Raw genomic sequence first — 12854 nt, 5'->3', positions numbered from 1 at the left:
TTATTACGCTGGATATGCTGAATGTGTATCGTGAGGCTGAGCATCAATCGCAGATTGAACTTCCACGACATCATCAAACCAATGACGCACCCCATCTATGTCTTGGTAGTTTTCATGCCCCTTACCTGCGATCACCACAATGTCGCCATCTTTGGCATTTTTGACAGCAAATTTGATGGCTTCACGGCGATCATGAATTTCATGTACGGTACGACTATTCAAGTCAATCCCTACTTTCATATCTGCAAAAATTTGCTCAGGGTCTTCTGTTCTTGGATTGTCTGAGGTCATCAGAACCACATCGCTATAATCTAAAGCCGCTTGTGTCATCAGTGGACGTTTACCACGATCTCGATCACCACCGCACCCATAGACTGCCCACAAATCGTTTGAAGCATGACGTTTCAAGGTAATCAACACTTGAATTAATGCATCAGGAGTGTGCGCATAATCAACCACAAATAGCTTTTCACCATCACGTAGCACTTGCATACGACCTGGTGCGCCTTTCAATTGAGGTGCGACTTCAATTAATGTACAGAGATCAAAACCAGCCTGCTCCGCTGCAATTAGGCTGGCCACAATATTTTCAATATTAAAATGACCGAGCAATGGACTATGTACGTCAAATTCGCCTTGTGCTGTGACCAATTTAAAGTTCACACCACTCAGACTATATTGAATATTTTGAACTTGGTAATCCGCAGTTTGCGTCGTTGAATAAGTCAAAATTCGTGGTTTTGACGGATTTTGCTGAGCAGCGTTGAGCATAATATGTGCATGCTGATCATCAATATTAATAATCGCAACTTTTAAAGATTCAAATTTAAATAACGCAGCTTTTGCTTCCGCATAAACTTGAAGCGTTCCGTGATAATCCAAATGATCACGGCTTAAATTGGAATATGCTGCAATTTCAATATCACAGCCATTTAAACGCCCCTGCTCCAAACCATGTGAGCTTGCCTCAATTGAAGCAAACTCAGCGCCTTGTTGCGCATAATCATGTAAAGCTGTTTGTAAATGTAAAGCATCTAATGTGGTATGCGAAGAAGACTCAAGCTCAGGTAAAATTCCGTTGCCTGTCGTTCCCATCACGGCACATTTCTGACCTTGCAACATCAATAATTCAGCAATAAGACGTGAAATCGTGGTTTTGCCATTGGTTCCCGTCACCGCAATAATTCGAGTCGCTTGAACAGGATCAGTCGCCTGTAAATATTGTTTTTGCCATTGCCCCATCACATGACGAAGATTGGGAACAACTAAACTTGGTTGAAGCGCTAGTTCAGTTTCTGAAATCACGGCTAATGCACCATTATCCAGTGCTTTTTGTGCAAATTCTGCCGTTTTTTCAGGTTGTGAAAATGAAGTCAGGGCAATGAAAATTTGCCCTGAAGTAATTTTTCGACTATCCAGACTAAAGCCCTGAAAGGATGATTTCATCCATTCAGGCGCTTGTTCAACGGTGTAAAGATCTTGAAATGTAATGGACATTCATCACCTATTTACTGGATTTTTGGAGTATCTAAAGGTTTATCTAAAGGCACATTTAACAGTCTTAACGACTCTTGCATCACCTTCGCAAATACAGGTGCGGATACCGTACCACCGAAATAACTTCCTTTCGGATTTTCAACGACCATAATCATGGCTAAGCGTGGATCACTGACAGGCGCAACCCCTGCAAATAAGGCACGATATTCATTGGTTGAGTAGCCTTTACGGTCTGCACGTAACTTGTGCGCCGTACCTGTTTTACCTGCAACACGATAACCTGGAATCGCTGCTCGGGTTGCTGTACCGCCCGGCAAAGTTGCAGTTTCCATCATCAATAAAACATCATCTGCAATTTTAGGCTCAATCATCTGCTCACCCTTTGGCTGAGCATCTAATTTGTAAAGACTTAAAGGCATTTTTACACCTTTATTCGCCAACATCGCATAGGCATCAACCAACTGTAATACCGTGGCATTCAGACCATAACCATAAGACATCGTTGCGACTTCAGAGACATTCCACTTACTTGGAGGCAAAATCAGACCTGGACTTTCGCCTGGAAATTTCACTGCTGAACGCTGACCAAAACCTAAACGCTTGTAGAAGGTTGGAAGAGTTGGATATGGCAGTGATAGTGCAATCTTCGCAACACCGACGTTTGATGACTTTTGAATAATGCCGCCCAGTGTCAACGCACCATAGTTATGCGTATCACGAATGGTATGATTGCCCACACGCATTGAACCTGGTGTGGTATTCACAACAGAATTCGGTTTATATTTCCCACTTTCAAGTGCCATCGCCACGGTCAACGGCTTCATGGTTGAACCCGGTTCAAATGAATCCACAGCACCACGGTTACGCATCGCATCTTTATTGGAAAGACTATTTTTATCATTCGGGTTATACGACGGCCAACTGGTCATCGCCAAAATTTCACCCGTTTTTACATCCACAGCAATTGCTGTAGCAGAGCGTGCATTATTTGCTACGCCTACAGCCGTCAATTCGCGATACATAATGTATTGCAAGCGTGAGTCGATACTGAGGGTAATGTTTTCGCCTGCTTCAACCTCTTTAATCACTTCAGGCGTTCGCACACGGTTACCATGTTTATCACGAACCAGTTTTTGCTCGCCATCCACACCTGCTAGGCGCTTATTGAGCTGCATTTCCAAACCTTCAATGCCTGTACCCTCGGTATTGGTTAGACCAATAATTTGAGCATTGGGTTGTGGTTGTGGGTAGTAACGCTTATATGACTTTTCAGCATAAACACCAGCAAAATTACGCTGTACTAATAAATCTGCTTGAGGCGGTGGTACTTCTTTTTTCAGAACTAAATAACGTGAACGCGAACGTTCTTTCACACGTTTCTTTAAATCGGCACGATCAATACCCACGGCATCAGCAAGTTCATCTAAGTTTAGATTTTCTTTCGGCAACTGATTTTTAAGCTTTCGACTGTCAGGTGTTTTCTTTAATTCTGCAGTGATTTGATCAAAGGTATCTTTGGTTTCATAATAATTTTGTGGATCAATCACCACCTTCATAATCGGGGTGCTGATCGCCAAAGGAATGCCATTACGGTCGCTAATCACACCGCGCATGGCTTTCATTTTTTCTGTTCTTAAAATCTTGGCATTGGCTTTATTTTGCAAAAAATCCTTATTAATCACTTGTACATAAAAAGCACGCGCAACCAACATGACGAAGCAAAATAATACGACGCCCCACATTAAATAAAAACGCCACATATCCACTGCAATCGTTGGTTTTTCTGAAATCGACTGCTGTTTTTTGCGTGGTTGTTTTGTTGTCCGTTTATCGACCATTCAGCATGCCTATTTATTTTGCTCTGGTTTTGTGGGTAAAGAAATCACCACCGTTTGTGCAGTCGGCGGTGAATACATACGAAGTTGCGTGACAGCACGCGTACCAATTTGTGCAGTTGCACCAAAAGTTTGCTGTTCAATCAGCAAACGCCCCCACTCTGCGTTAATGTCTTCACGTTCACGCATATGGGTGTTCAATTCACGAAAATCATGACGATACAAATACACCTGATACACCACCATAAATGCACTCACTAAAATTAGCGAGGTCAAGATGATGTAAACCAATACTTTTTTTCTTGCCAAAGTATTTGTATCTTGTTCTTCTAATATTTCAGCTTTCATGATTGACCTTTATTTATTGATACGTTCCGCGACACGGAGCCATGCACTACGTGAACGCGGATTTTGTTTCACTTCCGCTTCACTGGCACGCACACGGTCAATTTTTTTCAAACGACGTGTCTCTTCAATTTTTTGAGGCATTCCCCAACCCGTATCTTCTGCTAAGGTCGATTCTTTTTGAATAAATTGTTTAATAATTCGATCTTCCAAAGAATGGAAGCTAATCACAGCCAAACGTCCATCAGATTTTAACAAATCTAGCGCTTGCGGTAAAAACTCATGTACATCGTCCAGCTCTTTGTTAATTTCAATACGAATCGCTTGGAAAGTACGCGTTGCAGCATGCTTATTTTTTTCCCATTTCGGATGGGCAACTTTAACAATTTCAGCCAATTTGGCTGTGGTATCAATATAACCTGCAGCTTTGATGGCTTTTGCAATACGACGACTATAACGTTCCTCGCCATATTGAAAAATCACATTGGCCAAGTGTTCTTCAGACACTTCAACTAACCAATCTGCTGCTGTTACACCTTGCGAGTTATCCATACGCATATCGAGTGGACCATCTTTCATGAAGCTAAAACCACGTTCAGCTTGATCCAGTTGTGGTGATGATACCCCCAAATCCGCCATCACACCGTCAACTTCTTCGATACCCCGTTGATTCATTTCATTTTTCAAATCTGCAAAACTGGCATGAATAATCGTAAAACGTGGATCTTCTTGTTCAAGTTCTGCTGCAACAGCAAGTGCTTGTGGATCTTTATCGAATGCATAAACACGCGCATTTTCATCTAATTTAGACAGTAATAAACGCGTATGACCACCACGTCCGAAAGTACCATCTACAAAAATTCCTGTATTGCGATCCGCCACGAGGGCATCAACAGTTTCGTGAAGTAATACAGAAATATGCGACATAATTGTTTATTCAAAACCATGAAAAATGTAACTGCACATTATTACCTTGTTTTAGAAAAGCTCCAAACGTCTTTTTGTAGGAAAATATTACTTTCTATAGGCAAAACCGTTTCTCATGACACTACTTTTGCACAAAATGATGGGTCATCTTAAATTTCGATCCTAATATTGAAAAATTTCTCTACGCTTAAAACCTAAAATTGAGAAAAATAAACAGCTCGATCAATTTTAATAAAAAAAGCCAATCACGAATGATTGGCTTTTAAGAACATAAAATTAAGGGCTGAATTAGCGCTTATTATAAATTTGATCGAAGGTGGCTCCATTCACAAAGTGGGTTTGTTGTGCTTTCGCCCAACCACCAAACACGTCATCAATCGTAAATGTTTTAATCGTTGGGAACTGATGTTTATATTTTGCTAATACTTGTGCATTGCGTGGACGATAGAAATGTTTTGCTGCCATTTCTTGACCGAGTGGCGAATACAAATAATTAATGTAGCCCGTAGCTAACCATTTATTGCCATTACGCTCAACCGTTCTATCAACAATTGCCACAGATGGCTCTGTCAAAATCGACATGGAAGGATAAACAATATCAAACTTATCTTTCCCTAAAGCTTTCTGTGTAACCAAAGCCTCATTTTCCCAAGTCAGTAATACATCACCAATTTTACGTTCTGCAAATGTTGTCATTGAAGCACGTGCAGCAGAATCCATCACTTTGACATTGCGATATAGTTTAGTCACCAAGTCTTTGGCTTTAGCTTCATTACCACCAGGTTGTTTCAGTGCATAGCCCCATGCAGACAGGTATACCCAACGTGGCAAACCACCCGTTTTTGGGTTTGGCGTAATAATTTCTACGCCGGGTTTGGTTAAATCACTCCAATCTTTAATGTGTTTAGGATTACCCTTACGCACCATGAATACGATCGTTGAAGTATATGGCGCAGAATTATGCGGGAATTCTTTTTGCCAGCCTGCCTTAATTTGACCAGATTTTACAATCTCTTCAATATCATTGGCTAAAGCGAGTGTTACAACATCGCCTTTTAAACCATCCACAACGGAACGCGCTTGTTTACCAGAACCGCCATGTGACTGTTTAAAATTAACCCTTTGTCCAGTACGTGATTTCCAATACTGACCAAAAGAATCATTAAACTCATCATAAAATTCACGTGTGGCATCGTAAGACACGTTTAAAAATTCGCGTTCTGCTGCTTGAGTCGATGCCGCAACGCCTGACAAACTTAGTGCCAGACATAATGAGGAGAAAATAGTTTTGATTTGAAGTTTCATAGCAACACAATCTGTAATCTTCATAAATTAGAGCCAATATATGGAATTACATATTGAACTGCAATTACTCACACAGTCTGGAATATAGCCAAATAAATCAATGAAATTAAATTATTGTTTTTAAATTACTTTATGCTTTTTTAATACTTTATATAACTTATACGATTTTATGATTTGAATATGAATGAAAAGGATAAAGACCTTCATAAACTTTTTATTCCGATCTATTCAATCATTCCTATTCAGTTTCAATCAGCAATTCATTAGAGATTACTCATTCACAAAATAAGTCTCCTGAATTATTTCGATTGAACTGCACTATTTTGTATTTTCAAATTTAAATTCAAACAGTTAAAAGCTAAATGAGTTTTTGTAAAATATTCAGATATCCGTTTTCAATCATTCTTATTTTCGTTATTCAAGGTCCATCTAAATTTGCGTCAAGATTGTATCTTCATTTTATCTCCATCTTTTTTATGCAGAATAGCGCAAGTGTAATTTAATAATGCAATGAGCTCTTAAATATCTTTAATAATGATTATCATTTGTAAATTTGTGTGAACTATTTGTACTTTTCTTGCATTAATGAGTAGAATGGATACCATAAAGTATAAATTTTACAACAATACAAATTAGGGGATTGATTGGAAATGAAATTAAAAGTTTTTACAGCCGTTTGCTTAAGCGCATTATGTATGGTTGGAACACAAGGTACTCAAGCTGCTGCCATAAAAAAAACAGCAAAGTCTGTTGAAGTTCCTTTAAGCTTTGAGAAACAACTCTCGCCGATTGAAAAAGCACTTTCTCAGCAAAAGCGCGATCGCTCTGCGAATAAAAGTTTAAATGAGAACGATCAAATTAAAGCACTAACCAATTTAAAATCCGCACCTACACAGAATTTTTTAGCGAATCAACATCAACGTTTTTCACGTTTTGTGCAGGCTATTTTCCCTCAACAAAGCTCGTAATAAAGCGTAACGTTTAGAAAACTTTTCCCCCAAAAAGTTTTTTATCCGCCCTGTCCTTTATTGATGAATAAATCATAAAGTGATAGGGCTTTTTCGTTATAATAGTTCTAATTTATATTTTGAATAATTTTCGATTATGACCGTTCGTACTCGTATTGCACCCTCTCCTACTGGCTTTCCTCATGTCGGTACTGCTTATATCGCCTTGTTTAACCTCTGTTTTGCAAAACAACATGGCGGTGAGTTTATTCTTCGTATAGAAGATACAGATCAGCTACGTTCAACACCTGAATCTGAAAAAATGATTTTAGATTCACTGCGTTGGTTAGGTTTGAATTGGTCAGAAGGCCCAGATATCGGTGGTCCTCATGCACCTTACCGTCAATCTGAACGTATGGGTATTTACAAGCAATACGCAGTCGACCTTGTTGAACAAGGCCATGCTTTCTACTGTTTCGCCACAGCTGAAGAATTAGACCAAATGCGTGCTGAACAGCAAGCCCGTGGAGAATCACCTCGTTACGATGGACGTGGTCTTCTTTTATCTCAAGACGAAGTAAAAACGCGTCTAGCAGCGGGCGAACCGCATGTGATACGTATGAAAGTACCAACGGAAGGTATTTGTAAATTTAACGATATGCTTCGTGGTGAAGTTGAAATTCCATGGGCACAAGTCGACATGCAAATTCTACTCAAAACCGATGGGTTGCCGACTTACCACTTGGCAAACGTGGTTGATGACCATTTAATGCAAATCACCCATGTGATCCGTGGTGAAGAATGGATTCCTTCTGCACCAAAACATCAGTTGTTATATCAATACTTCGGATGGGATATGCCTGTACTTTGCCATATGCCTTTACTGCGTAATCCAGACAAATCAAAATTGTCTAAACGTAAAAACCCAACGTCGATTAACTACTACAAAGACATCGGTGTGTTGCCAGAAGCGCTATTGAACTACCTTGGGCGTATGGGTTGGTCAATGCCAGACGAAAGTGAAAAATTCACTTTGGCTGAAATGATTGAACACTTTGACATCAATCGTGTCTCGCTCGGCGGTCCAATTTTTGATGTAGAAAAATTGAATTGGCTTAATGGTCAATGGATCAAAGCATTAACGCCGGGTCAGTTGTTAGACACGCTATTGGCTTGGAAGTCTGACCGTCAGACTTTAGAGCAGATTGCGGCTGCGATTCAACCCCGCATCAATCTATTGTCTGAAGCTGTAAATTGGGCAGGTTTCTATTTCAATCAGTTCCCAACACTGAATAAAGAACAGTTTGAAAGCAAAAAATTGTCAGAAGAACAAGTTCGTCAAAGCTTACAATTTGCGATTTGGCGTTTAGAAAGTCTGTTCACTTGGAACAACGACACTGTCAGCCAAACGCTTATGGATTTAGCGAATCAAATGGACATCAAACTTCGTGATTTCATGCCAGCGTTTTTTATTGCAATTGCAGGTTCAACCTCCTCGACACCTGTCATGCAATCCATGGTGACGATTGGTCCCGATTTAACGTTCGCACGTTTACGTCATGCTTTAGAGATTGTTGGCGGCCCGAGCAAAAAAGAAGCAAAAGTTTGGGAAAAACTCAATGAAAGCTTAAAACTGCCGAAAAATGATGCAGTTGATGAAGCTTAACTGAATTTAGTGTTGACGGAAGAGCGCGATATCCCTAATATAGCGCTCACACCAGCTAAGCGAATAACTTAGTACTTCAATCCAAAAGATGAAGTGGTGTTGCCTCGATATTGTCCCTATCGTCTAGAGGCCTAGGACATCGCCCTTTCACGGCGGTAACCGGGGTTCGAATCCCCGTAGGGACGCCAAATTCTGAAAAAGCCACTGACTCATCAGTGGCTTTTTTTTATCTCTAAGTTTTAGATTTTGCTGCAATGTTATAGAATTGATCAAAAGAATTGTGGAGTCATCATGCAATACCAATGCCCTAAATGCCAAAGTCGCAAGATCATGCCTCTTGCAAGTGCGAACAGTCCTGCTGTACGACCCAATGTACCTAAAAGCCTAATCGTACTTATTCCTACGATCTTCATCTTATTACTACTGATCGTCAGCAGTTTAGTGATGATGATTTTTGGTGATGGTGCAGGTCAAACACTACAAATCGCAACGGTTGTGGTTTTTGTGGTGGGGATCGTAGCTGGTGCTCTGTTTTGGCGTGATCTTCCTGATTTCAAAATATCAATGCAAGCATTTATGCAATCGCAAAAAAAATGGAAGTGTCGCGATTGTCATCATGAATGGGAAAATTAATTGAGTTTTGCGTGTGAATAATTGAGTACCTCACAAGGTACTCAAGTTTATTTTTTAAATACACAGATTAGTGTTGATGTAAGGGTTGTCCTTATCACCTACGCAAATCATTATGATGATGTGACTGTGCAATACATTCATCATCTTCTATCTGTAAAGTCATTTCTGTAATGACATGTTGATACGTCAGCATTTCTGATGCTTCAGCATAAAATTCATTTTTTATTCGTATGGGACGCCAAGAAAGTATAGTGAGATGTATATTTTTTAGAGATAATTTCCTAGACTTTAAGTTAATGAATACTTTGAACATCTTTTAAATTTAATAAATCATTTCGCAGATGTTTTATATCGATTTCTTCGGGTACACCTTCCAATAAAATATAAATACTCTGTTTCAATAGAATCTAAGTTCTTGGAATCACCCAAAAACTGATGAGCACTGCTATAAGCATATCAACCCAAATCCAACCTGTGAAATAGATAAGCGCTTTTCATATTTAAACTTTCTCAGGAACTTAAGAATCATATTTTCATTGAAATGAGACTGATCACAAGCCAAATCACTGCCACCCCTATCATGGCTAAGCTTTGAATCTCTGGCGGATGATTAAATTGCTGGTAAGCTTCATATAGAATATAAATCGACACCACAAACAACATCAAGACATTAAAAAGAGTTGCTAGAATCTCAAAATGCTAATAGCCAAAAGTGCGTTTACTATCCGCAGGTAATTTAGCAATTTTGATTGCAACAAGTGCAATAGCTAATGCAGCAGCATCGCTAAACATATCCGCCACATCAGAGATGTAGTGCCAGACTTTGCGTGACAAAACCAGCAATAATTTCAATGACTAAAAAGGTTGAGGTGAGAATTAAAGCGAATGTCAGTTTTTGTGCATTATTTTCAGTGACAACGGCATGGCTATGATCATGACCTTAATGTGTATCCATCATCGACTCTATACCCATTTATAATTTTTCATTTGAAAGTTAATCTTACATACTGATGAGAATAGCTTGATATACTTATTACAAATATTTCCATTTAAATAACTTCATATATACTTTTCGAATAATAAATATTGGATTAGGATCAAAAATTAAGTCGTGATTAAATCTTTAAGTTTTTATTTCCAAAAGATTAAATTACAAAATACTCGTATTTTTAATAAGTTTTTATTGTTTAAAAATATGGATTAGGTTAAAACTACTGTGTAGTTATAAAAATAAACAATCAAAATCCAGCCATGCACGGAATGCGAGGAGGTATAGATGATTTCAACTCTTTCTAAACGTATTCGAGATTATATTCAGAATATTTTCTCAAATCATTTAAACAGTAGCTCAGAAACCATGTCTGAATTAATTAAAGCACATGATTATGAAGAGCGCTTTAATCGATGTATCAGTCATCATGAAGCGACTTACTGCAATGGAGATGACGCACGTAACGCTGTTTGGTTTTACTTACGAGCAGCATTAAGGGGCGATAAAGAAGCACAGTATAAAATGGGGCTGAGCTATTTAAATGGGCAACTTGGACTAGATCGAAGCTATACGCAGGCTGAAAAATGGCTTGATCAAGCAGCCAGCCAAGGTCATCGTGATGCTAAAAATATCCTTGAAAAAGCCTTGAGTAACTTGGTTATTTCCTAAATTATTACAACCTATGCACTTAAAAAAGAACCAGCCCTTAGGCTGGTTTTTTTATCAATCGGAAAGTAAATTAACTCCCGATTTTGCGATATTTTTGACGCTTAGCAACTAAGTCATCACCATCACGTTTACGGCGATATTCTTCAAACTCGGCATAGTTGCCTTGGAAGAATTCAGGTGTTTCACCTTCAAATGACAAGATATGCGTTGCAATACGGTCAAGGAACCAACGGTCATGCGAGATTACCATTACAGTACCTGGGAATACTAAAATTGCATCCTCAAGCGCACGTAAGGTTTCGATATCCAAATCGTTTGATGGTTCATCGAGTAAGATCACGTTTGCGCCCAGTTGTAGGATTTTGGCAAGTTGTAAACGGTTACGCTCACCACCTGACAATTGACCTACGCGCTTTTGCTGATCTTGACCCTTAAAGTTGAAGCGACCAATGTACGCACGAGACGCAATTTCATATTCGCCAATCTTCAAGATATCTAAACCGCCAGAAACTTCTTCCCAAACCGTTTTATCATTATCTAATGTGTCACGGATCTGACCCACATAAGCCACTTTAACCGACTCACCAAGCACCACAGAACCGGTATCTGGTTCTAGTTCGCCAGTCATCATACGGAATAGTGTCGTTTTACCCGCACCGTTCTCACCTACAATACCCACAATTGCAGCTGGTGGTACAACGAATGACAAATCTTTGTACAACAACTTGTCACCAAATGACTTACTGATACCTTCAACTTCTACAACCTTGTTGCCTAAACGTGGGCCAGGTGGAATGTAGATTTCTGAAGTTTCATTGCGCTGTTGGAATTCACGCGAGTTAAGCTCTTCAAAACGCTCCATACGCGCTTTGTTTTTCTTTTGCTGACCTTTGGCATTTGAACGAACCCATTCAAGTTCTTTTTTCAATGCTTTAGCAAAAGATTCTTCTTGCTTGTTCTCTTGTTCTAAGCGCGCATTTTTCTGCTCTAACCAAGAAGAGTAGTTACCTTGATAAGGAATACCCATGCCACGGTCAAGCTCAAGAATCCATTCAGCAACGTTATCTAAGAAATAACGGTCATGCGTAATCGCAACAATAGTACCAGGGAAGTCTTTCAAGAAACGCTCTAACCAAGATACAGATGATGCATCTAAATGGTTCGTTGGTTCATCCAGAAGCAACATGTCAGGCTTAGAAAGCAATAAACGGCAAAGTGCAACACGACGGCGTTCACCACCTGAAAGCAATTTAACGTCTGCATCCCAAGCTGGAAGGTTTAACGCAGCAGCTGCTTGATCCATTTGGTTGCCTAAGTTATGTGCATCCCAAGCATGGATAATTGCTTCTAACTTCTCTTGCTCTTTTGCAAGCGCATCAAAGTCAGCATCTTCAGCTGCATATTCAGCGAAAACTTCGTCTAAACGTGCTAACGCATCAAGTGGTTCACGTAAACCATCTTCAACGTTACCACGAACATCTTTAGTTTCATCTAAAGGTGGTTCTTGCTCAAGATAACCGATTTTAATACCGGGTTGTGCACGAGCTTCACCAGAGAAATCTTTGTCTACGCCCGCCATAATACGAAGCAAGGTAGATTTACCCGCACCGTTTAAACCAAGAACACCAATTTTAGCGCCTGGGAAAAATGATAAAGAGATGTCTTTTAAGATTTCGCGTTTAGGCGGAACCATTTTCGACACACGGTTCATCGTGTAAATATATTGGGCCACGTAGGACTCCTCAATAGAAAACCAATTTCGGGGATGAAGCGCCCCGGCTCAAATGAGCGAAAAAATAATCGGGTATTATACGATGAATACACCAAAAAAATAAGGCATGTTAATTAAGTTGATCACTTTGTTGTAAAAAACTTTTCGCTCACAAATTGAACAAATACGTCAATGTTGAATTTCATGTATTTTCACTTAAAAATATTTCAGCCTTATCAACTTTAAACATAAAGATTTCAATAAATAAGGACTTTAATTGCTCAACATAAATGCTAATATCGTTCAAAACTAACTCACCAAGATGAAA

9 protein-coding genes, 1 tRNA gene and 2 pseudogenes are annotated in these 12854 nt (G+C 39.4%); 5 read left to right on the top strand and 7 right to left on the bottom strand.

Translation table 11 applies throughout. The features are described from left to right. Positions 1-3: 3 nt before the first annotated feature. The 5 genes and pseudogenes from AC5YD2_RS01640 to AC5YD2_RS01620 form a co-directional block, all read right to left on the bottom strand. Entirely contained in the window at positions 4-1497 is a 1494-nt protein-coding gene (locus AC5YD2_RS01640) for a UDP-N-acetylmuramoyl-L-alanyl-D-glutamate--2,6-diaminopimelate ligase (RefSeq protein ID WP_496124644.1), read from the bottom strand. 3 nt (positions 1498-1500) lie between these two features. After that, positions 1501-3335, bottom strand: a pseudogene (gene ftsI, locus AC5YD2_RS01635) (penicillin-binding protein PBP3). A 9-nt stretch (positions 3336-3344) separates the two neighbouring features. After that, a complete protein-coding gene (gene ftsL, locus AC5YD2_RS01630; RefSeq protein WP_496124643.1) occupies positions 3345-3680 on the bottom strand; it encodes a cell division protein FtsL in 336 nt (111 codons plus the stop codon). A 9-nt stretch (positions 3681-3689) separates the two neighbouring features. Beyond that, positions 3690-4604: a 16S rRNA (cytosine(1402)-N(4))-methyltransferase RsmH gene (rsmH, locus tag AC5YD2_RS01625; RefSeq protein WP_496124642.1), complete on the bottom strand. Its 915-nt coding sequence runs from the start codon at positions 4602-4604 to the stop codon at positions 3690-3692. Positions 4605-4892: 288 nt separating this feature from the next. After that, positions 4893-5909 (bottom strand): sulfate ABC transporter substrate-binding protein, encoded by a 1017-nt coding sequence (locus tag AC5YD2_RS01620; RefSeq protein ID WP_496124803.1) that lies wholly within the window; start codon positions 5907-5909, stop codon positions 4893-4895. Between the two features lie 650 nt (positions 5910-6559). Here AC5YD2_RS01620 and AC5YD2_RS01615 point away from each other — a divergent pair. The 4 genes from AC5YD2_RS01615 (at position 6560) to AC5YD2_RS01600 (ending at position 9155) form a co-directional block, all read left to right on the top strand. After that, positions 6560-6877 (top strand): DUF4179 domain-containing protein, encoded by a 318-nt coding sequence (locus tag AC5YD2_RS01615; RefSeq protein WP_496124641.1) that lies wholly within the window; start codon positions 6560-6562, stop codon positions 6875-6877. A 136-nt stretch (positions 6878-7013) separates the two neighbouring features. Next, positions 7014-8522, top strand: a complete 1509-nt coding sequence (gene gltX, locus AC5YD2_RS01610) for a glutamate--tRNA ligase (RefSeq protein WP_496124640.1) — start codon at positions 7014-7016, stop codon at positions 8520-8522. 112 nt (positions 8523-8634) lie between these two features. After that, positions 8635-8710, top strand: a tRNA-Glu gene (locus tag AC5YD2_RS01605). Positions 8711-8813: 103 nt separating this feature from the next. After that, complete coding sequence (locus AC5YD2_RS01600) at positions 8814-9155, top strand: zinc-ribbon domain-containing protein (protein ID WP_496124639.1); 342 nt, start codon at positions 8814-8816, stop codon at positions 9153-9155. Between the two features lie 94 nt (positions 9156-9249). Here the strand turns inward: AC5YD2_RS01600 and AC5YD2_RS01595 are convergent. Further along, positions 9250-10047 (bottom strand): annotated as a pseudogene (locus AC5YD2_RS01595) (cation diffusion facilitator family transporter). 384 nt (positions 10048-10431) lie between these two features. Here AC5YD2_RS01595 and AC5YD2_RS01590 point away from each other — a divergent pair. Further along, a complete protein-coding gene (locus AC5YD2_RS01590; protein WP_496124638.1) occupies positions 10432-10815 on the top strand; it encodes a tetratricopeptide repeat protein in 384 nt (127 codons plus the stop codon). 70 nt (positions 10816-10885) lie between these two features. Here the strand turns inward: AC5YD2_RS01590 and ettA are convergent, their stop codons facing one another. After that, positions 10886-12547, bottom strand: coding sequence for an energy-dependent translational throttle protein EttA (gene ettA / locus AC5YD2_RS01585; protein WP_496124637.1), 1662 nt, complete (start codon positions 12545-12547; stop codon positions 10886-10888). Positions 12548-12854 lie beyond the last annotated feature (307 nt).

It is taken from the genome of Acinetobacter sp. CY73, from assembly GCF_059515865.1.
This window is presented reverse-complemented; position numbering and strand designations above follow the sequence as displayed.

Excerpts from the sequence above, each read along its gene's own strand:
- AC5YD2_RS01640 (WP_496124644.1), bottom strand. The coding sequence starts at position 1,497 with ATGTCCATTACATTTCAAGATCTTTACACCGTTGAACAAGCGCCTGAA.
- ftsL (WP_496124643.1), bottom strand. The coding sequence starts at position 3,680 with ATGAAAGCTGAAATATTAGAAGAACAAGATACAAATACTTTGGCAAGA.
- rsmH (WP_496124642.1), bottom strand. The coding sequence starts at position 4,604 with ATGTCGCATATTTCTGTATTACTTCACGAAACTGTTGATGCCCTCGTG.
- AC5YD2_RS01620 (WP_496124803.1), bottom strand. The coding sequence starts at position 5,909 with ATGAAACTTCAAATCAAAACTATTTTCTCCTCATTATGTCTGGCACTA.
- AC5YD2_RS01615 (WP_496124641.1), top strand. The coding sequence starts at position 6,560 with ATGAAATTAAAAGTTTTTACAGCCGTTTGCTTAAGCGCATTATGTATG.
- gltX (WP_496124640.1), top strand. The coding sequence starts at position 7,014 with ATGACCGTTCGTACTCGTATTGCACCCTCTCCTACTGGCTTTCCTCAT.
- AC5YD2_RS01600 (WP_496124639.1), top strand. The coding sequence starts at position 8,814 with ATGCAATACCAATGCCCTAAATGCCAAAGTCGCAAGATCATGCCTCTT.
- AC5YD2_RS01590 (WP_496124638.1), top strand. The coding sequence starts at position 10,432 with ATGATTTCAACTCTTTCTAAACGTATTCGAGATTATATTCAGAATATT.